We start from the raw sequence: 18,087 nt of genomic DNA on the forward strand, positions 1-18,087 counted from the left end.
CTTCCAGTTGTCGGTCCAAGTTCTGGTCGGTAATCGAGACCCGAACATAGGCGGCAACGGTCATAGACTCGCTCATGCTCTGTGACTATTTAAAAAACGGTATTTCTGCCCATATGGGCAGGTAGTACAGTAATTGGCCATTCGCTACCTGTATAGAGAGATTAGGATTCCTACAGTTTCCACAGAGATTAGTACATCCGTTTCCTGTGAGAAAACCTATAGTAGTTTGAGACTATAGACTACAGCCTGCTCACTTCTCAATCCCTCAACTAGACAGTGCCATCAGAATAATCTATCAGACAACTCTCCAAAGGCTTCTTCAAGTCGTCGAACTGCATCAGGTGCGATTCGCTGAGCTGCCATCGGTTCAATAATTCTGGAAGCGAACACAGCGGCAGCGAGCTCCTCGTCGCTGCCCTGCCGATAATCAACAAAGGGGCCATCTGTCTCAATCATAGGGCCATGGAGCCGCTCAGAGAGTTTCTGTGCTTGTCCCTTTTCATCGTCTGTTCGGAACAGTCTCGGTTGCTCTTCGATTCCGCTGTCAGGACTCCAAGCCTCGTAGAATGCGTGGCCCACTTCGTGTGCGAGTACGACCCCTCTCTGAAAACCAGGGAAATCATCAGAATCGGTCCCAACCTCGATTAGTTGTACTCCTCGCCAGTACTTCCCCCGTACAGTCTCATCACGAAACTCAACCTCGCGGTCAATTTCATCAACAAACTCCTCACTAAGCGCTAAATCTGCCACCCGGCTCGCACGAATAAGTTGTTCAGAGAGGGGAATCGTATCAACGAGCGGAAAATCAAGTTTGCCCATGTCTTCCTCCCATTCAGATAGACATCGTGTGAGTGGCTCATTGGACTCTTCATCCCGCTGTTGTTCTGCCTCAGGCCGATCACCATGGATAGTTTGCGCCTCTTCTAATGATTCACCGCCCTCCCACAGCGTAAATGGAGTGTCATCATCTCCGAGGCGGATGAACCCGTCTTCTAGTTCTTCGATGCGGTCATCGAGACGGTCTGCCAGCGTCGGCGACGGAAAGCGACTCATTCAGCGTGCCTCACGTCTTAGGAGAGTGGAGTGAGGTCGTTTGAACTACTCGTATCGTCGTCGATGTCGGATTCATCAAAGAAATCTGGATGCGCATTAGCGAGGTCCTCTGAATCCACACGAACGAACTGTACGAGATTCTCCGCTGCACTCAATTTTTCTTTGGCTCGTTGTAGATGAGTATCGACAGTGTTTGGTGAGATGCTGAGTATGGAAGCTGTCTCATCCCGACTGAATTTCCCTCTCTCCCGGAGTGCATATACGTGGGCTTGTTTGTGACTGAGCGGTGTGAGATCACCGAAGTGCCATGCCTGTAAGAGGGCCTTCCCAATACTCGATAGTTCAGTCTCTATGTTAGCCGTACTGAATTCTCGAACGCAGGCAGACATCAACCTGCTTTCGCACCCAACAGCATACTCTGGCCAGAACTCCTTCTGTTTATATTGACCAATTAGGACATCATTCTGACCATGTATGTAATAGGCTGCGTTACCGCTCAAGTCGCTGTCTCCACCGATTCGGCCTATTAGTATGGCCTCTTGATCTGGAAGATGGCGTGGAAATCCAAGTTCTCTTTCTTCAGAGACAGTTGGTTGATGTGGCATGATCTCACTACATATTTGTAGTAATCAGCAAAGAATCTATCGCCCGTATCCTATTCATTCCCGACATTACTCCATTATGCCTGCAACTGGCTCTATCGAAATCTCAGCAGAGGATACATTCTGACTCGGTTCGGTCAATACAGCGATACGAATGAGAAAGCCGACGAACTAATCCGTAACTTCGACACCAGTCTGTCCGGCGAGTGTGTCTTCGACTGACTGTGTCGTTCGGGCTTCACCTGTTTCAACTGTGACGCGGACAGTCGCTTCGGTAGCAGAGAGGCCTGGTTGTAGCTCCTGGAGGGCCTCAACAGTGACAGCGAGGATTCCGTCGGCGCGCGAGAGCCGCCGCTCTGCGTTGGTCGTGAGGTCGCCGTCCGCCCCGTTCGGAACGCGGACGGTGACGACTAGGGTCGTAGTCTGTCGCGTGTCGTTGTCACTGGTGATTGCCATCGTAGTACCTCCATTGGAGCGACCCGGCGGGACCGTCCCGCCATGATTCGCTCCGAATGCGCGAGAGACGATTTGAACGCCTGTTTCAGCCATGGCACGGCTGCGTGGTAGGCCAGACTCCACTACTCGCGCAAAATCGGAAACTGCAGTCATGCTGGCTCGAAGTCATCGATCTCCTCGATGACCTGCACCGGTTCTTCGGCGTAGCCGATGAACTCCAGCACTTGCTCGGACCACCCCGAGACGTTGTACACGTCCTCGTAGCCTTCCGGCGTTGCGAGGTCGCCGTACGACGCGAGGTCGACCATATACAGCGATGCGTCCGGTGCCACCGCTGCACGGTAGTCCTCGAAGGCCTCGCGGACAGTCCGGTCGCCGTCGACCAGTCGAGCCGTCGAGTCCCAAATCTGCATGTCGGTGAACAGGACGACTCGGTCGACTTCGATACCCTCCTGCCGGAGGTAATCGAGGACTTTCCACCCGTTCGTCGAGTTCCCGACCTCATCATCGATACCCATGACTGCTCTCTGTCGCTGCAGGACTGGCGTATCGATGTGGGTGGAAATAGTCTGGAACTCTGACCCGAACCCGCCGACGCGGGCACCCTGGTCGGCAAGCACCGCACCGAACAGTGCACCGATTTCCTTCCGTTGGAGTGTGCCCTGATCGGAGAGCGCCGCGGTCATGGACCCCGAGAGGTCCACCCCGACAAACGTGTTGCCGAGGTCGTCAGGGACGTGCTCAACGGCCACGTCGACGGCCTGTTCCAGCCACCGCTCGACCTCGGGCGCGTCAAGGCCAGCGGTCTGCAGCGCTTTGTATGCTTGGTAGTACCGGAACGGGTACAGCGGCGCACGCTGCACCGCTTCCAGCTCCAGGTGCCCGACGATTGTCTCCTCGTCGACGCCGGCTTCGAGCATGTTCCGCAGGTTCCGGATCGAGGCGAAGATCGGCAGGGAGTACTCCTCGTCTTCGATGAGCTGCTCCCACGCGTCGGCCGTGTTCCCGCGTTCGGAGATGACCGTCTCCCACGTGTTCGGCGACGGCAGCGGCTCCACATCCGGGTAATCGTCGAGGTCACCGCGCATGAACCGCTCGAACAGGTCTTCCTGCTCGTCGTCGACCGGCGTCGGATGGACACGGTTGAACACGTCGTGCAGCGTCACCTCCCGCCGTGGCAGCGCGTACTTCTCCAGCGTGTACGCGTCGGCCATCTCGACCACCGCATCTTCGATACCGCGCCGCAGCGGCCACGGTGCAGTGCCACCGAACAGCGTGTCGTGGGCGGCCAGCGAAGTCGCGGTCTCGTCCATTCGCTGGACGATCGCCGGCGTCCACTCCCGGATGAGCGACTCGTCCGAGTCATCTTTGAACCGCGCGTCGTTCGCCGCCAGGACGAGCAGGACCTGCGGGATGTCCCGGAGGTACATCTCCTGACGCGCGTACGCGGCGAGTTTCAGGACGAACTCCGGGTCTTCGGCCGCCACAGCGTCGAAACACTCGACGACCGCCCGCAGGTGCTCGGTATCGTCCTCGTAGTATGAATCTTCGAGCAGCTGGTTGATTGTTCGTTTGTACAGTGCGAGTCGTGGGTCCGCAGGCCGGAACGCCTCACCGCCCTCGTGGTTGGTGGTGCGTGTCGCCTCCGCGACCGTCTGTTTCGTCTCGTTCAGTTGCATGCTATCACTGGCGTCGCAACAGTCGACGCCCACAGCCGCTCACCGAGAGCGGGGAACGTCCCTGACAGGATTTGAACCTGTGACACCCGGCTTCGAAGGCCGGTGCTCGTTCCAAACTGAGCTACAGGGACAAGCGGTGGTCGGAAAATCGCCGGAGTGAGAGATACTGTGTTACCAGTTACACCAGAGCGGCCGGTCCGCTCCCGGGACTCGAACCCGGAGTTGTCGCTCCACAAGCGAAGGAACACTCCAGCTCGGCGACCACCTCATGAGTGGTGGCGACCGGGAAATAATCGAAGTGGGTCCGGTGTCGGGACGGTCCCTTTGTCCGGACATAACGATAGGCCGTAGAGCCTACCGTCAGGACTTGAACCTGATGGAACCAGATCGAAGGAACACTTCGACTCGACGGTCGCCACGAATAATTGACGGCCGGAAGATCGACGGAGCGATGCAGGAGTCGAACCCGCCAAATGCCGGGAAGGAACACTCCATCTCGACGGCCGCCGACGAATGGTAGGACACCGGGAAATCGGCAGTGGGTGAATCGCCGCTCCTTGCAAGAGGAAGTAACCCACCGCCTCGACGGTGTCCCGAAGGCCGGGTGCGAGACTCGAACTCGCTGCTCGTCCGTCACAGGGCCGGAGGTTGCCAGTTACCCCAACCCGGCCACGCAGTACTGCCCCGCCAAGGAGGCACGACACAATCAGAGACGCAGAATCACGCGCGGACTTTCCGCATCCAGTTGTCCAGCGCTTCTCGGTAGCCGCTCTTGTCCGGCGTCGGAAACTCGCCGATAGCGTTGAACTGCCCGGTAATCGCATCCCGAGCCCTTTCTTCGAGAGCATCCGGAACAGCCGTCGAGTCGCCCGAGCGCTTCTGCGCGACAAGGTCTTCGACAAGCTCGGCATCGCCGCCATCGACAGCGTTTGCGAGTTCGAAGATGTCGGCCTCGATGTCCCCGTAGTCGACAACGTACTGCGCGCCAAGTAGCCCGCGGTAGACGTAGAGGAACTTCTTCGCTCGCGGGTCGTACCCCTCGGCTTTCTCCGGGTCGAGATGCTTGTAGTAGTTGGATTTCGCCATCCCGAGGTACGCGTGCGGGACGTTCATCGGGAGGAACTCCCGGATCAGGTCCTGCAGCGCGTCCATCTCCAGTGGCATCCCGTTCATGACCGTCGGCGCTTCGAAGACCAGTTCGACGATGTTGTAGTTCGCCGACTGGAGGAACTGTGCGAACTTCTTCAGTTCGTAGCTCCGCAGGTCGACTTCGGCGTACTCCTCGAAACCTTCGGTCGTCCCGTCCATGTTGACGGTGACTTCCTCGGCCGGGGTATCGAGGTACGCGTACGACTCGGCTGGAGCCATGTGCAGACCGCGGACGTCGATATCGCTCTCGGCGCTGTCGAAGCCGTAAATGTGGCTCCCGGTGATTGCGTAGAACCGGGGGCGGTTTTCGGAGCCCCGCGTGGCGACGGCGGCTTCGATGAAATCTCTGATGTCTTCCGCGCTATACTCCAAGTCCAGATGTTCGATAGTCATAGCTTGGTACCTCGTGTTCCTGCGTCGTAATTGGTTCCTCGGGTCGCAGCAGCGCCCGATAGTGCTCCCGAGGGGAATCGAACCCCTGACCTCTACCTTGAAAGGGTAGCATCCCTCGCCAGCGGGGACTCCGGGAGCGCAAGCCACGAGTCGGATTCGAACCGACGAGAACCCGCTCTGCAGGCGGGTGCGTTGACCGCTCTGCCATCGTGGCACGAAGACAGTGCGGTGGATGGGGGAGTGCAAGCCCCACGCCGGGCCAAGGAGTCGAACCTCGCACAACTCGGGTAACAGCCGAGTTCCCGCACCACGCGGGACCGCCCGGCAGATTAGGAAACAGTGGTGGAATCGTGGGGCGATTCCAACGGGCCCGACGGGATTTGAACCCGCTATCTGCCGATTAAAAGTCGGCGCATGTTCTCATATGCTCCGGGCCCACAGTGTATCGACCGCATAGGCGCGAGCGGAGTTGAACCGCTGACAACCTCGTTATCAGCGAGGGACTCTGACCACTGAGCTACGCGCCTGCATTGGCAGAGCAGGATTCGAACCTGCGATCTTGCCGATGTGAGCGGCACGTCCACTCCACTGGACTGTCTGCCAATGCTCCAGCCCGGATTCGAACCGGAGGAAGACTCGCTTTGCTCGTCTTCCAGGGCTCGAAAACAGCAACCGGTTTTCGAACCGGGGGCTCGGCCGTGAGAGGGCCGTGAGTTTGGCCGCTACTCCACTGGAGCAGATGGGACGGGCAGGATTCGAACCTGCGTGACCACGTTAGAAGCGTGACGAAGGAACTCTCAGCGTCGCACCGGAGTTCCGGTGAAAACCCGTTGAGAGAGTTGGTGAACCAAGCTCTTCCACCGTCCCACAGCGGCAGTCAACTGTCCAAACAGCCAACTGCCAGATCTTCCCGGCACGAGTCGAACGTGCGTCTCCGCCTCTACAGGGCGGCGTCGTAGACCGCTTGACCACGGGAAGTAGATGGACACCCCCGGGACTCGAACCCGGAGCCTCTCGCTTGCGAAGCGGGCGCTCTGCCAATTGAGCTAGGGGCCCACAGAAGGCGCGCTAGCCGTAACTGCGATTGCGGGACCACGATTCGAACGTGGGTCTGCTGGTTATGAGCCAGCCGGGATCGGCCAGGCTACCCAATCCCGCAGAGTGTCGCCGCGAGGATTCGAACCTCGGCAGGACCTACGCCGGCGGTTCTGAGCCGCCTCCCGTTGCCACTTGGGTACGGCGACGCACACAGCAGAGCCAGCACTGAGGCCGGCATGTCGCCAGCAGGATTCGAACCTGCGATAGTCTGCACACACGGCCCTCAACCGTGCCCCGTTGACCACTTGGGTATGGCGACGCATTCCGCGGGAGGGATTCGAACCCTCGAAGAGCTGTTCAGCGGGTCTTAAGCCCGCCGCCGTTGGCCGCTTGGCTACCGCGGAAAATGGATTCGGACCGAATCGAGCAGCCATCGCCCGCTCTGGAGGCGGGTGTCTTGCCTTTGGACCACGAATCCACCTGACGGCGGGAGGGCGATTTGAACACCCGTGCCCTCGCGGGCACCGTGGTTCCAGCACGGCCCCTTGGCCGAACTAGGGAAACCCCGCCAACGGTGAGACGGAGAATCGAACTCCGAAGCCTCGCGGCTCTCGATTTCAAATCGAGCGCAGTCACCTGTCTGCCTGTCTCACCTCAAAGGGGATGTTCCGCAACCCTGCTTGACAGCAGGACGCCGGGAGAACGCCGTTCTCCCGAGCCCGAACTCGCTCCGCTCGCGCGGACGCCGCGACCCGGATTTGAACCGGGGAATCCCTTGCAGGATACCTCCGTAGCAGGGAGGCGTCCGACCAGGCTAGACCATCGCGGCAAATGGGTCGACGAGGATTCGAACCTCGGTCTCGTGCCCCCAAGGCACGAATCGTCGGCCGCTGGACCATCGACCCGAAAGTGGTTGTGTGTCTATTCGTCTGTGGGTGCGAGGACGAAAGCGACCGCTCGCTGCCGTCCTCGCAGGGGCGTGCTTCGACTGTCAGCTCAGTCTCGAATGCCACACCGGTCCATGCAGGTTCCAGACCCTTCCGGGCCCGTTGCAGCCGACAGCATTGTCGACCGCGTGTGCCTGCCTCGATGGGCATCCGACCGCTTTGTCTGACGCCGACGTCGGGATTTGAACCCGAATCTCGGCCGTGACAGGACCGTATGCTTCCGAATTACACCACGTCGGCACGCGATGGCTATCGCCCCGGGGAGAATCGAACTCCCGACCTCGGGATCCAAAGTCCCGCGTCCCTCGCCAACGGAGACTCCGGGGCTGCGCAGCGCCGCCGCTATCTGTGGCTGTTGTGTGCTCGTGACGGCGCTGTGGTCGGCCCACAACGGTCACAGGTCCGCACCGCTATCTGGTGCGAACAGAGTCAACGTGCCGCGAGCGCGCCTGCCAGCTCGCCCGAGATGGACGACACTAGCAAGCTTGAGCAGGCGGCAGGCCCGTGTTCCCCGGCTCCGAGCGGGTAGTCCGCGTGAGGAGCCGCGTTATGCGGGCGATGACATCCGGACATCACCGGACGGAATCGCGCCGAGTTGCTCGACGGCATATTCCATCCAGGAATTACTGTCCGGTTCCACACGCTGACCGCGTAGCAAACATGGGCCACCCGCAGCTATCGGTAGGGATGCGAGTCGCGGAGTGGGTTTAGCAGTCAGCATGTCGAGTCACCTCGTCTGTGAGTCTAATTATTCGTCATGACCCGGGGTGTATTAATTCTGAGCGAGGTATGTTACGAATAGGCACAGGGACTGGCGAGCTGAGATCAGAGCAGCGGCAGATGCCCCTGATATCGCGTCGTCACGAATAGCACAGATTGTGGAGTCGAGAGCAAGTCGGCCTCCACATTTTTATAGGAGAACTCATATGATATATGCGGACCGCCGGACGGAGGAACCCCCCGTGCAACAGACGAACGAGTTACCGAATTTCCGTCGCGCCGAAAATCGACGCTCTAGAGGCGATTCTGTCGATAGAAGGTTTGAGGCGGCAGAATACTGTCGGTTACAGTCCGTACGCACCGCGTATGGGTTGGGGCGGATTCGAACCGCCGACTTCCTCCGTGTGAAGGAGGTATCATAACCGAACTAGATCACCAACCCGATACACTCGACTCTATTCGAGCGTATCCCTTAAGAATTGCTTTCCGACTACGCTTCCGGCTCTTCCTTCCCGCGGTACTCGCCGATCTTTTTGCGGGCGTCAGCGATCGCTTCCTCGGCTTCGCCTTCGGCTTTCCCCTGCAGTTCTTTCAGGTCAGCCTTGACGGCCTCCAGTCGGCTGGGTTCGGGCTCGGCTTCCTTCCCAGTAAGCTCTCGGAACCGTTCCTCGACCGGTTCGAGTTCTTCCTTGACGCCCTTGGTGGCGGTCTTGCCGGCGCGCTTCAGGTAGTATCGTGCGTCTTCGAAGTGCTTGTTCATATATGACCTTACGCGAAGGACGAATATATCTCTTGTGCCCGGAACACAGTCCCCAATCACGGCTGATCGAGGGACTGCGAGCGGCCACGATGGTAAACGTGTCCCGCGGGTACGAACTGTTTTGCGCCGGCACCTGCAACGGGGAGACATGTTCACACGGGTATCGATTCCCACGCCGTTTCAGGTCGGGCCAGTCAATGCATATATCGCGCGACGAACCATCGTCGATCCGGGACCCGACAGCGAGGAAGCGTGGTCGCGTCTGGTTGAGGCGCTTGAAGCACGCGAGCTGTCGCCGGATGACATCGAGCAGGTACTGGTCACACATCCGCATCCGGACCATTTCGGCATGGCAAACCGGTTCGCCGAGCGGGGGGCGCGTGTCCTCGCCAGCGAGCCGGCAGCCGATATCATGCGCGATTTCGCGGCGCAGCTACACACTGAACAGTCCTATTTCGCGGATTTCTTCGAGCGGTGTGGCGTCTCACGCGAGACTGCCGAGACGGTCACACAGCTACCGGAAGCGTTCCTGCCCTACGCCCAGAGCGTCGATACCGACCGCGCGCTCGCGGCTGGTGATATCGCTACCGTCGACGACACAGAACTCACGGTCGACACCGTACAGGGCCACTCCGCCGGCGAAATCATCTTCTCGTACGACTTTCAGGGTCGCCGTGAGGCGATCGTCGGCGACAACGTGCTGGGCGACATCACGCCCAACCCGTTCCTGCAGGTGCCCGACGAGAGCGGGACGCGCCCGCGGGTGCTGCCGGCGTTCAACGACTCGCTCCGGTGGCTCCGCGAGCAGGGCCACGACCGTTTTCTCACCGGCCACCGCGAGCCCGTTGCATCACCGCAGGAACGCATCGACGACATCCTCGCGGAACACGACCAGCGCACCGCGGAGGTCGCCGACATCGTCTCCGGCGGGGCGACGACACCCAGTGACGTGATGACGGCGCTGTTCGGGGACCTGCCCGCTACGGAGTACTTCGCTGGGATGAGCGAGGCTGTCGGCCACCTGGACGTACTCGAAGTCACCGACCGCGTCGAGAAGCGCGAGAGTGGCGGCGTGTTCGTCTACGAGTCGGCGTAAGCCTCGCTAACAAGCGTGTGAGAAAGAAAATAGCCAGGCGTCTACAGCAACTGCGCTGCCTGGAACGCGATCTCGGAGACGCGGTTGAAGCCGGGCAGCAGGAGCACCGTCACGATGGCGGCGCCCACCACAGCGGTGTACAGCCCCATCGGGTACGACTCGATGGTCCGGCTGCCGGTCGGTTCCTCGATCCACATCGCCTTGACGACGCGGGAGTAGTAGAACAGGCTGAGCGCGCTGTTGATGATGAGCGCGGCGGCCAGCGACCACGCGCTGACGTTGAGCGTCGCCTGGAACAGGTAGAACTTCGAGAAGAACCCACCGCCGATCGGCAGGCCGGCGAGGCTGAACAGGAACACCGTCATCGCCGCGCAGGCGACTGGTGCTTCCTTGCCGAGGCCGTTGTAGTCCTCGAAGCGGCGGCCGACGCCCCAGTACTCGGCCAGCGCGATGAACAGGAACGCGCCCGTGTTCATGAAGCCGTAGACGAGCAGGTGGGACATCCCCGCACTCATGCTGAGACTCAGGCCCTCACCGGAACCGGACACGGCGGCGAGTCCGATGAGGACGTAGCCGGCGTGGCCGACACTGGAGTAGGCCAGCATCCGCTTGACCGTCTCCTGGGTCGCGGCGGCGAAGTTCCCGACGAACATCGTCGCGATGGCGAGGATCTGGAACGCCATCACCCAGTTGATCGCGCCGCCGGCGGCGAGCAGGTCACCGATCGGGAAGGCGACGGCGAAGACGCGGAACGCCAGCACGAAGCCGGCGGCCTTCGACGCCGAGGAGAGGAACGCCGAGATCGGCGCCGGCGCGCCCTCGTACGCTTCGGGTGCCCAGAAGTGGAACGGCACGGAGGCCGTCTTGAACGCGACGCCGCCGATAATCATCAGGATACCGACGCCGAGGATAGCCATCGGGACGGCCGGATCGCCGGACTGTGCCTGTATCGAGCCGTCGACGATGGTCTGGACCGTGCCGCTGGAAATGGCTGTCGCGACACCGTCGAACCGAAGCACGCCCGTCGCGGCGTACACCAGCGAGATGCCGTAGGCGAGAATCGCCGAGGACACCGCGCCGATGAGGAAGTACTTCAGCCCGGCTTCGACGCTTCCCTTGTTGTGCTTGAGGAAGGCGACGAGCGCGTAGGACGGCAGCGACACCAGTTCGAGGGCGATGAACGCCGTCGCCAGGCTGTTGGCCGCGCTCAGGAGACTCATCCCGGTCGCGGACAGCAGCACCAGCGAGAAGAACTCGGCCTGGTAGTCGTGGCCGGCGATGTAGTCGTAGCTCGCAAGCACGACCAGCGTCGTGACACTGCCGACGATGGCCATGAAGAACAGGGCCATCTGGTCGACGACGAGCTGATTGTTGAACAGCGCGACGCCAGTGCTATCGGCGATTCCAGTGCCGGCGGTGATGAACCAGCCGGCGAACCCGAAGGAAAGCAGGGAGCCGATTCCCGAGATCCCGGCCAGCAGTCCCGTGTTCGTCGAGTCCGGGTCGATCGAGTCCGCTAGCAGCAACACCAGAGAGGCGAGGCCCAGCGAAAGTGCCGGGGCGAGCGCCATCCAGTCAGGAAGTGCGACCATCTATGCACCACCTCCGATCTCGAGAACCGGTGAAATCGAGTCCTGTATCATGGCAAAGGAGAGATCCGGTGCGACACCGAGTGCGATGACCAGCAGGAGCAACACGGCCAGCGGCGCGACGTCGTGGAACGCGGCCGGGCTGACCTCGTAATCCGTCTCCAGACTGAAGGCCCCGAACAGCGTGCGCTGCATGGCCCACAGCAGGTAGCCGGCCACGATGACGATGCCGAACATCGCCAGCGAGGTCAGCACGGGCGCGGCCCCGCCAAGCGTCGGTGCGTTGAACGACCCCTGGAAGATGAAGTACTCCCCGGCGAAGCCGGCCATCAGCGGCAGGCCCATGTAACCGAATGCGGCGGCGACGAAGATGCCGACGGTCCATGGCATCCGGTCCGCGAGGCCGGACATATCGCCGACCATGCGCGTGTGCGTCGTGTTGTAGATGACACCGACACACATGAACATCAGCCCCGAGATGAGGCCGTGGGCGATCATCTGGAAAGTCGCCCCGCCCATGCCGTAGGGCGTGAACGCGACCAGGCCCAGGATGACGTAGCCCATCGAGGAAATCGAGGAGTAGGCGACGATGCGCTTGAGGTCGCGCTGTGCCAGCGCGAGCATCGCGCCGTAGATGACGCTGACGACGCCGATGATAGCCAGCGGCACGGCGAGCTGGCGCGCCGTGTCAGCGAGCATCGTGAAGTTGAACCGCAGCAGTGCGTAGGTCCCCATCTTCAGGAGGACGCCGGCCAGCATGACCGACACCGGCGTCGGGGCCTCGACGTGTGCGTCGGGCAGCCATGTGTGCAGCGGGAAGACGGGCACCTTCACCGCGAACCCGAAGAACATCATGATGAACGAGATGGTCATCAGGTTCATGCCGGCGATGGTCGGCAGGCCGCTTGCGGTGCGGAACGCCTCGGCCATCGCGGGCAGGGACAGCGACGTGAGGTCGGTGCTGAACACGAGTGCGAACAGACCCGCGAACATGATCAGCGACGCCACGTTCGTATAGACGAAGAACTTGATCGCGGCGTACTTCCGACGCGGCCCGCCCCAGATACCGATGAGCAGGTACATCGGGATAAGGACGCCCTCCCAGAAGACGAACCAGAGGAAGAAATCGAGCGCGGAGAACACGCCGATGAGGCTCACTTCCATGAACAGCATCAGTCCGTAGAACTGGGACTGGCGCTCGTCGATTGGCGTCCACGCGGACACGATGGCGAGCGTCGTCAGCACTGTCGTCAGCGCGAGCAGCGGCATACTGATGCCGTCGAGGCCGACGTAGTACGACACTTCCAGCTCACCCAGCGTGATCCACGGGAGCTGCTGGCCGAACGCGATGTCGGCGGGCGACAGCAGCGCGTTGCCCGTCCCGCCGTACTGCGTGAGGTACACCCAGTACATGTAGATGCTGCCAAGCGCCGGAACCGCACTGATAGCCGCGGCGAGCTTTCCGGCGTACCGGTCAGGCGAGAGGAACACGAGGCCGGTTCCCAGCAGGGTCACGAGCAGGAGCGCGGCAACCCACATCTAGAACCACCCTCCCATGATGCCGAAGGCGGCAAGCAAAAGCACGAGTCCAAGCGTCAGCAGCGTCGCGTAGTTGCTGACGACGCCGGACTGGATACGTCGGATGCGGCTGCCGCCGAACAGGCTCACGCTGGAGATGCCGTTGACGACGCCGTCGACGACACCCTGGTCGAACTTGTTCATCACACGGGCGAGCGGGTAGGTGACACCCGTCGCGAGCCACACCTGATATTCGTCTTGGTAGTAGTTGTGCATGAGTAGCGTCTTCAGACCGCCAAGCTTGTCCGTATGCTCGACCGGGTCAGCACCGGCATAGAGGGTCCGCGCGACGAGCACACCGGCGAGTGCCAGCCCGAGCGAGACGCCTGCAGAAGCGAGCAGTGTCGGCGTCTCTCCAAGCGGGTAGCCCTTCACAACGTGTGAAACATCGTGCAGGAGGCCCTCGTAGTGGTGCAGTCCAGTGTTGAGCGCCGCAGGCCAGCCACCGTTCTCCGGCCCGTTCAGCCACTTGTGGAGGAAGTCGATCTCAGCGCCGGTGAGTTTCGCGACCGGGGCCATGTTGATGAACCCGATCGTCGTGGCGAGAATCCCAAGCACCGTCAGCGGGCCCTTGACGTTCCAGCGGACGGGCTCGGGGTCGCGTGCGGTGTCCGAGCGGGCGTCGCCGTGGAAGGTCAGGTACACCATCCGGAAGGTGTAGAAGCCGGTGAAGAACACGGCCAGCAGCCCCATCGCGTACGCGATGAGGTAGGCCGTCCCGAGGCCGCCCTCAGTACCGAAGCCGTGGATGAGTGCCTCGTACAGCACCTCGTCCTTGGACCAGAAGCCGGCGAAGGGAACGATGCCGGCCAGTGCGAGCGAGCCGGCGAGGAACGTCCAGTAGGTCACCGGCATCCGGTCTTTCAGGCCGCCCATGTCCCACATGTTCTCGTTGTGGTGCATGGCGATGATGACCGACCCCGCGCCGAGGAACAGGAGCGCCTTGAACACGGCGTGGGTGGTCAGGTGGAAGACAGCGGCGATGTAGCCACCCGAGCCCAGCGCGAGCATCATGTACCCGTACTGGGAGATGGTGGAGTACGCGAGCACCTGTTTGATCTCCTGCTTGACGAGACCCATCGTCGCCGCGAACAGCGCGGTGAAGCCGCCGATGAGAGCAATGACGGCCAGCGCCGTCGGCGAGAGGGCGTAGAAACCGTACATACGTGCGACGAGGTACACACCGGCCGCGACCATCGTCGCCGCGTGGATCAGCGCTGAGACCGGCGTCGGACCTTCCATCGCGTCGGGCAGCCATGTGTGCAGCGGGAACTGCGCGGACTTGCCGACGACACCGCCCAGCACGAGCAGGCCGAGCACGGTGAACCACTGCTGTGGCCCCATGCCGACCGTCTCAAGCATCGCGATGCCTGCCGTCTCGCCGTCGACGATGGCGTGTTCGGCAAGCATCGGGAAGCTCTCGGCGACCACTTCGCCGCCCTGCGTAATGGGGGCGAAGAGACCGGTCCCGAAGGTGGCGAAGATGCCGACGACGCCGATGAGGAAGAAGTAGTCACCGAAGCGGGTGACGAGGAACGCCTTCTTCGCGGCGCTCGGCGGGCCGTCGTCGCGGAACCAGAAGCCGATGAGCAGGTACGAGCACAGGCCCACCAGCTCGAAGAACATGAACGCCATCAGGAGGTTGTTGGCGACGACGAACCCGAGCATGCTCGCCGTGAACAGGCCGAGCCCGGCGTAATAGCGCGGGAGACCGGTCTCGCCCTCGTCGTTCATGTAGCCGAGCGAGAAGATGTGGACGAGGAACGAGATAAGACAGACGATGAGCAGCATGAGCGCCGACAGCGGGTCCAGCAGGAGTCCGAAGTTGAGCTGGAGCGTCTCGACGCTCGTGGTCCACTGGTACAGTATCTCGTTGTGGACGTCGCCGCCGGCCACAGTCAGCGCGACCCAGATCGACAGCAGGAGCGATCCGCCCGTCGCGGTAATGCCCGCGAGCGCGCCGCCTTTCGGCATGCGGTCGCCGGCAAACAGCGCGACGAGGAACGATACGAACGGCAGCAGGACAATCGCCGGAGCGTATGTGAATGCAGCCATCTGTTACCACCTCATCGTCGTCGCCTTCGTCACGTCCACGTCTGTGAAGTTGCGGTACAGGACCAGGATGATACCGATCCCGATGGCGACCTCTGCGGCGGCGAGTGCCATCGTGAACAGGCTGAACACCTGACCGGTAAGGTTCCCGTGTTGCAGCGAGAACGCGACGAGGTTGATGTTCGCAGCGTTCAACATCAGCTCGACGGACATCAGGAAGATGAGCGCGTTCCGTCGCGTGAGGATGCCGAACAGGCCGATACAGAATATGGCCGCCGACAGGAGGAGGTACGTCTCAGCGGGAATCACGAGTCGTCACCTCCGTGGTGGGTGCCGCCATCGGCGACGACAGTCTCTTCCTCGTTGTCGCGTTTCGCCAGCATCAGCGCGCCGTCAAGGGCCGCGTCGAGGGCGATCGCGATGAGGATGAACGCGACGAGGAATCCTTCGGCGGGAACGGCCGCGTCGCCGACCAGCAGGCCCGGCTCGATGTCGAACATCGCCGCGCCGAGGCTTTTGGTTATCGCCGCTCCCTCGCCGAAGCCCGCTGGCGCGGGAAACGAGACGCCCATGAACACTGCACCGAGAACGACGAACAGGGCGATTGCGGCCAGTCCAGCGACGAAACTCCCCTCCGTCTGTAGTTCGGGCTTTGTGGTCATGGTGTCACCTCAATCACCGACTCGTCCTCGCGGGTCAGCATCACCGCGAAGGTGATGAGGATGAGGACGCCGCCGACATACACCAGGATCTGCATGGTTGCGACGAACGCCGCCTGGTTCATGACGTAGAACACTGCGACGCTGATGAGTGACACGCCCAGTAACAGCGCCGAGTGCCAGACGTCCCGGACTAACACGACGCCCGCAGCGCTGCCCACCGTTACCATAGCGAACAGCGCGAACGCAATTGACTCTGCCAGTGCCATCTTACTTGGAGACTCTTTGCGGCGTCCCTTTGAAGATTCCTCTTTCGTCTCGCCAGTAGAGCCACTGTTTGCCGGTATGGCCCCCAGATTTCGGGGCACTTCCGGCCTGCTGGCGAGCACCTATCACTTCGCGGATAGGTTGCAGCGGTGGAGCCCGTAGCTCTACCCAGGGAGTGATACTGGAAGGTCGGCCTCGCTGAGCGGACGGTCGTTTCGGCGAGTCACGTACAGATGACAGTTCAGCAACGACGCTTGACCCGACAGAGAACCGCTGAAAGCCGTCGCAAAAGGAGTTACTGGTAGTCCACTTCGCCGTCGCCCTCGCCGATCCACGCGCCCCGGTCGGGTTCGCGGGACTCGAGCGGGTCGATGTCCTTGTACCACGGTACGTTCTTGAGCTGCTCCTTGTCGTACGCGAACTCGTCTTTCGTATCTGCGGTGAACTCGAAGTTCTGGGTCAACAGGATAGCGTCGGTCGGGCAGACCTCCTCACACAGCCGGCAGTAGATACACTGGCCGATGTGGAGGTTGTACTGCTCGCCGTTGCGCTGCTCGTCCATCACGATCTGGATGGTGTTGTTCGGACAGACGTTCTCACACTGCCGACACCAGATACACCGCTCCTGGCTCCACTTGTGGACACCGCGGAAGCGAGGGCTCACCTCGGGAGCGACGTCCGGGTACTCCACCGTGAACGTCTCCCCGTCGAGGGCGTGTTTCATCGTCGTCGCCATTGATTTCAGGATTCCGATCATGACAGGTCACCTCCGGTCGCTCGTGGGTCGGTTCGCGTGGCCGTCATCAGACGGTCACCCCGACGATAACCGCGGTCAGCAGTAGGTTCGCCAGCGATAGCACCAGCATTCCCTTCCAGCCGATCTCGATAAGCTGGTCGATCCGGACGCGGGGCACGGCCGAACGGGCCCACTGCGTGAACAGGAAGACGCCCCAGATCTTGATGAGGAACCAGACGATACCCGGCAGGACCGGACCAGCCGGTCCACCGAGGAAGATTGTAGCGATGATCGCCCCGCCGAGGAAGATGTGGATGAACTCCCCGAGGTAGATCAGGACGAAGTACACCGAGGAGTACTCGGTCTGGTACCCGGCGACAATCTCGGTCGGCGCTTCCGGGATGTCGAACGGGTTCCGGCCGACCTCCGCGAGGTTCGCAATCATGAACAGCACGAACGCGAAGGGGTTCACGAACGCGTACCACGACGGCAGCGGGCCGATCAGCGACTGCTGCTGTGCGGCGACGATCTCGCTCATCTGGAGCGACCCGGCGAAGATGACGACCGACGCGCCGGTCAGAATGAGCGGGATCTCGTAGGCGAGGTTCTGGGCGACCGCGCGCAGCCCGCCGAGGAACGAGTACTTGTTGTTCGACGCGTAGCCGGCCATCACGAGGCCGACGGAGGCCATCGAGGCCGTCGCGAACACGTACGCCAGACCGACTTCGGGGTCAGCGAGGTGAATGCCACTGCCCATCGGGATCACGGCGAACCCGAGCAGTGCGGTGCTGGCGATGATCAGCGGTGCGAGGTCCCACGCGGGTCGGTCGACGCCTTCGGGAACGATGAGTTCCTTCGACAGTAGGCGGACGGCGTCGGCCACGATGATGAACAGTCCCGCGGGACCGACGCGGTTGATGGCGATGCGGTCGGTGAACGCCGCAGTGATCTTCCGCTTGGCCCAGATGACCACAGCCGTCTGGGTAAGCATCAGCGAGCCGACGAAGGTGGCTCCGATGATAGCCGCGAGAAACTCACCCGGGATACCGAACTGATCTAACCCGAAGACACCACTTATAAGATCCGGGAACGGAGTACCACTACTCTGGAGTACGAGTGCCCTCGAACTCATCAGTTACCACCTCTGACGGCGGTCTGGGTGCTCGGTTCATGGATGTCATGACCCGCGCGAGTCAGAGGTTCTGCCGATTTCTCGACCGCCGATATCGGTCCTCCGACAGGCCCGTCAAGTCTGCAATCCTCACCGAGTTGTATTGTGTCCGGCGGAGAGATGATTCGAAGACGAATCGTCG

General features: G+C 61.4%; 16 protein-coding genes and 21 tRNA genes. 2 read left to right on the forward strand and 35 right to left on the reverse strand.

The window, feature by feature from the left end; translation table 11 throughout:
• Nucleotides 1-282: 282 nt before the first annotated feature.
• From C442_RS18130 to C442_RS18155, 6 genes are all read right to left on the reverse strand, one after another.
• The gene (locus tag C442_RS18130; RefSeq protein ID WP_008313017.1) at nucleotides 283-1,053 is read right to left on the reverse strand and encodes a hypothetical protein; all 771 of its coding nucleotides are present in this window, start codon (nucleotides 1,051-1,053) and stop codon (nucleotides 283-285) included.
• 17 nt (nucleotides 1,054-1,070) lie between these two features.
• Nucleotides 1,071-1,658: an RNA polymerase sigma factor gene (locus C442_RS21130; RefSeq protein ID WP_008313018.1), complete on the reverse strand. Its 588-nt coding sequence runs from the start codon at nucleotides 1,656-1,658 to the stop codon at nucleotides 1,071-1,073.
• 168 nt (nucleotides 1,659-1,826) lie between these two features.
• Nucleotides 1,827-2,111: a hypothetical protein gene (locus C442_RS18140; RefSeq protein WP_008313020.1), complete on the reverse strand. Its 285-nt coding sequence runs from the start codon at nucleotides 2,109-2,111 to the stop codon at nucleotides 1,827-1,829.
• 57 nt (nucleotides 2,112-2,168) lie between these two features.
• Nucleotides 2,169-2,243: transfer RNA gene (locus C442_RS18145), tRNA-Gly, on the reverse strand.
• Between the two features lie 17 nt (nucleotides 2,244-2,260).
• Entirely contained in the window at nucleotides 2,261-3,790 is a 1,530-nt protein-coding gene (locus C442_RS18150) for a TROVE domain-containing protein (RefSeq protein ID WP_008313021.1), read from the reverse strand.
• A 56-nt stretch (nucleotides 3,791-3,846) separates the two neighbouring features.
• Nucleotides 3,847-3,921: transfer RNA gene (locus C442_RS18155), tRNA-Arg, on the reverse strand.
• A gap of 245 nt (nucleotides 3,922-4,166) precedes the next feature.
• Between C442_RS18155 and C442_RS21870 the strand changes: the two genes are divergently transcribed.
• Complete coding sequence (locus C442_RS21870; protein WP_161606635.1) at nucleotides 4,167-4,310, forward strand: hypothetical protein; 144 nt, start codon at nucleotides 4,167-4,169, stop codon at nucleotides 4,308-4,310.
• A 78-nt stretch (nucleotides 4,311-4,388) separates the two neighbouring features.
• Here the strand turns inward: C442_RS21870 and C442_RS21595 are convergent.
• From C442_RS21595 to C442_RS18255, 21 genes are all read right to left on the reverse strand, one after another.
• A tRNA-His gene (locus C442_RS21595) sits at nucleotides 4,389-4,460 on the reverse strand.
• A 50-nt stretch (nucleotides 4,461-4,510) separates the two neighbouring features.
• Nucleotides 4,511-5,332, reverse strand: a complete 822-nt coding sequence (locus C442_RS18160) for a nucleotidyltransferase domain-containing protein (protein ID WP_008313023.1) — start codon at nucleotides 5,330-5,332, stop codon at nucleotides 4,511-4,513.
• 62 nt (nucleotides 5,333-5,394) lie between these two features.
• A tRNA-Glu gene (locus C442_RS18165) sits at nucleotides 5,395-5,470 on the reverse strand.
• Nucleotides 5,471-5,473: 3 nt separating this feature from the next.
• A tRNA-Cys gene (locus C442_RS18170) sits at nucleotides 5,474-5,546 on the reverse strand.
• A 240-nt stretch (nucleotides 5,547-5,786) separates the two neighbouring features.
• Nucleotides 5,787-5,859, reverse strand: a tRNA-Ile gene (locus tag C442_RS18180).
• 3 nt (nucleotides 5,860-5,862) lie between these two features.
• Nucleotides 5,863-5,935 (reverse strand) — tRNA-Val (locus C442_RS18185).
• A gap of 1 nt (nucleotide 5,936) precedes the next feature.
• Nucleotides 5,937-6,069, reverse strand: a tRNA-Glu gene (locus C442_RS21600).
• A gap of 3 nt (nucleotides 6,070-6,072) precedes the next feature.
• A tRNA-Arg gene (locus tag C442_RS21605) sits at nucleotides 6,073-6,199 on the reverse strand.
• A gap of 38 nt (nucleotides 6,200-6,237) precedes the next feature.
• Nucleotides 6,238-6,310, reverse strand: a tRNA-Tyr gene (locus C442_RS18195).
• A 4-nt stretch (nucleotides 6,311-6,314) separates the two neighbouring features.
• Nucleotides 6,315-6,388, reverse strand: a tRNA-Ala gene (locus C442_RS18200).
• A 28-nt stretch (nucleotides 6,389-6,416) separates the two neighbouring features.
• Nucleotides 6,417-6,491 (reverse strand) — tRNA-Met (locus C442_RS18205).
• 3 nt (nucleotides 6,492-6,494) lie between these two features.
• Nucleotides 6,495-6,576 (reverse strand) — tRNA-Leu (locus C442_RS18210).
• 31 nt (nucleotides 6,577-6,607) lie between these two features.
• Nucleotides 6,608-6,689 (reverse strand) — tRNA-Leu (locus tag C442_RS18215).
• A 3-nt stretch (nucleotides 6,690-6,692) separates the two neighbouring features.
• Nucleotides 6,693-6,774 (reverse strand) — tRNA-Leu (locus C442_RS18220).
• Nucleotides 6,775-6,854: 80 nt separating this feature from the next.
• A tRNA-Ser gene (locus tag C442_RS18225) sits at nucleotides 6,855-6,940 on the reverse strand.
• A 173-nt stretch (nucleotides 6,941-7,113) separates the two neighbouring features.
• A tRNA-Ser gene (locus C442_RS18230) sits at nucleotides 7,114-7,199 on the reverse strand.
• Between the two features lie 3 nt (nucleotides 7,200-7,202).
• Nucleotides 7,203-7,275 (reverse strand) — tRNA-Pro (locus C442_RS18235).
• Nucleotides 7,276-7,484: 209 nt separating this feature from the next.
• Nucleotides 7,485-7,557 (reverse strand) — tRNA-Asp (locus C442_RS18240).
• Nucleotides 7,558-7,569: 12 nt separating this feature from the next.
• A tRNA-Gln gene (locus tag C442_RS18245) sits at nucleotides 7,570-7,645 on the reverse strand.
• Between the two features lie 759 nt (nucleotides 7,646-8,404).
• Nucleotides 8,405-8,479: transfer RNA gene (locus tag C442_RS18250), tRNA-Val, on the reverse strand.
• Nucleotides 8,480-8,527: 48 nt separating this feature from the next.
• On the reverse strand, nucleotides 8,528-8,797 hold the full coding sequence (locus C442_RS18255) for a DUF7553 family protein (protein ID WP_008313024.1): 270 nt from the start codon (nucleotides 8,795-8,797) through the stop codon (nucleotides 8,528-8,530).
• A 148-nt stretch (nucleotides 8,798-8,945) separates the two neighbouring features.
• Between C442_RS18255 and C442_RS18260 the strand changes: the two genes are divergently transcribed.
• Nucleotides 8,946-9,893 carry an MBL fold metallo-hydrolase gene (locus tag C442_RS18260; RefSeq protein WP_008313026.1) on the forward strand — a complete coding sequence of 316 codons (948 nt, stop codon included), beginning with the start codon at nucleotides 8,946-8,948 and terminating at the stop codon, nucleotides 9,891-9,893.
• A 41-nt stretch (nucleotides 9,894-9,934) separates the two neighbouring features.
• Here the strand turns inward: C442_RS18260 and C442_RS18265 are convergent, their stop codons facing one another.
• From C442_RS18265 to C442_RS18300, 8 genes are all read right to left on the reverse strand, one after another.
• Nucleotides 9,935-11,485: an NADH-quinone oxidoreductase subunit N gene (locus tag C442_RS18265; protein ID WP_008313028.1), complete on the reverse strand. Its 1,551-nt coding sequence runs from the start codon at nucleotides 11,483-11,485 to the stop codon at nucleotides 9,935-9,937.
• Nucleotides 11,486-13,021, reverse strand: a complete 1,536-nt coding sequence (locus C442_RS18270) for a complex I subunit 4 family protein (RefSeq protein ID WP_008313030.1) — start codon at nucleotides 13,019-13,021, stop codon at nucleotides 11,486-11,488.
• Complete coding sequence (gene nuoL / locus C442_RS18275; RefSeq protein ID WP_008313032.1) at nucleotides 13,022-15,115, reverse strand: NADH-quinone oxidoreductase subunit L; 2,094 nt, start codon at nucleotides 15,113-15,115, stop codon at nucleotides 13,022-13,024. It abuts the gene before it with no gap.
• Nucleotides 15,116-15,118: 3 nt separating this feature from the next.
• On the reverse strand, nucleotides 15,119-15,421 hold the full coding sequence (gene nuoK, locus C442_RS18280) for an NADH-quinone oxidoreductase subunit NuoK (RefSeq protein ID WP_004518191.1): 303 nt from the start codon (nucleotides 15,419-15,421) through the stop codon (nucleotides 15,119-15,121).
• Nucleotides 15,418-15,774 (reverse strand): hypothetical protein, encoded by a 357-nt coding sequence (locus tag C442_RS18285; protein ID WP_008313034.1) that lies wholly within the window; start codon nucleotides 15,772-15,774, stop codon nucleotides 15,418-15,420. Before C442_RS18285 ends, nuoK begins: the two co-directional genes overlap by 4 nt.
• Nucleotides 15,771-16,040 carry an NADH-quinone oxidoreductase subunit J gene (locus C442_RS18290; RefSeq protein ID WP_008313036.1) on the reverse strand — a complete coding sequence of 90 codons (270 nt, stop codon included), beginning with the start codon at nucleotides 16,038-16,040 and terminating at the stop codon, nucleotides 15,771-15,773. Before C442_RS18290 ends, C442_RS18285 begins: the two co-directional genes overlap by 4 nt.
• A gap of 293 nt (nucleotides 16,041-16,333) precedes the next feature.
• Nucleotides 16,334-16,795, reverse strand: a complete 462-nt coding sequence (locus tag C442_RS18295) for a NuoI/complex I 23 kDa subunit family protein (RefSeq protein ID WP_004518194.1) — start codon at nucleotides 16,793-16,795, stop codon at nucleotides 16,334-16,336.
• Between the two features lie 46 nt (nucleotides 16,796-16,841).
• Nucleotides 16,842-17,906 carry a complex I subunit 1/NuoH family protein gene (locus tag C442_RS18300; protein WP_008313041.1) on the reverse strand — a complete coding sequence of 355 codons (1,065 nt, stop codon included), beginning with the start codon at nucleotides 17,904-17,906 and terminating at the stop codon, nucleotides 16,842-16,844.
• Nucleotides 17,907-18,087 lie beyond the last annotated feature (181 nt).

This window comes from Haloarcula amylolytica JCM 13557 (assembly GCF_000336615.1).
Taxonomy (GTDB): Archaea; Halobacteriota; Halobacteria; order Halobacteriales; family Haloarculaceae; genus Haloarcula; species Haloarcula amylolytica.

Bases quoted from the DNA above. Each gene is read 5' to 3' on its own strand.
- C442_RS18290 (WP_008313036.1), bottom strand. From the start codon at position 16,040: ATGGCACTGGCAGAGTCAATTGCGTTCGCGCTGTTCGCTATGGTAACG.
- nuoL (WP_008313032.1), bottom strand. From the start codon at position 15,115: ATGGCTGCATTCACATACGCTCCGGCGATTGTCCTGCTGCCGTTCGTA.
- C442_RS18130 (WP_008313017.1), bottom strand. From the start codon at position 1,053: ATGAGTCGCTTTCCGTCGCCGACGCTGGCAGACCGTCTCGATGACCGC.
- C442_RS18265 (WP_008313028.1), bottom strand. From the start codon at position 11,485: ATGGTCGCACTTCCTGACTGGATGGCGCTCGCCCCGGCACTTTCGCTG.
- C442_RS21130 (WP_008313018.1), bottom strand. From the start codon at position 1,658: ATGCCACATCAACCAACTGTCTCTGAAGAAAGAGAACTTGGATTTCCA.
- C442_RS18260 (WP_008313026.1), top strand. From the start codon at position 8,946: ATGTTCACACGGGTATCGATTCCCACGCCGTTTCAGGTCGGGCCAGTC.
- C442_RS18300 (WP_008313041.1), bottom strand. From the start codon at position 17,906: ATGAGTTCGAGGGCACTCGTACTCCAGAGTAGTGGTACTCCGTTCCCG.
- C442_RS18255 (WP_008313024.1), bottom strand. From the start codon at position 8,797: ATGAACAAGCACTTCGAAGACGCACGATACTACCTGAAGCGCGCCGGC.
- C442_RS21870 (WP_161606635.1), top strand. From the start codon at position 4,167: ATGGAACCAGATCGAAGGAACACTTCGACTCGACGGTCGCCACGAATA.
- C442_RS18270 (WP_008313030.1), bottom strand. From the start codon at position 13,021: ATGTGGGTTGCCGCGCTCCTGCTCGTGACCCTGCTGGGAACCGGCCTC.
- C442_RS18150 (WP_008313021.1), bottom strand. From the start codon at position 3,790: ATGCAACTGAACGAGACGAAACAGACGGTCGCGGAGGCGACACGCACC.
- C442_RS18285 (WP_008313034.1), bottom strand. From the start codon at position 15,774: ATGACCACAAAGCCCGAACTACAGACGGAGGGGAGTTTCGTCGCTGGA.
- C442_RS18295 (WP_004518194.1), bottom strand. From the start codon at position 16,795: ATGATCGGAATCCTGAAATCAATGGCGACGACGATGAAACACGCCCTC.
- C442_RS18140 (WP_008313020.1), bottom strand. From the start codon at position 2,111: ATGGCAATCACCAGTGACAACGACACGCGACAGACTACGACCCTAGTC.
- C442_RS18160 (WP_008313023.1), bottom strand. From the start codon at position 5,332: ATGACTATCGAACATCTGGACTTGGAGTATAGCGCGGAAGACATCAGA.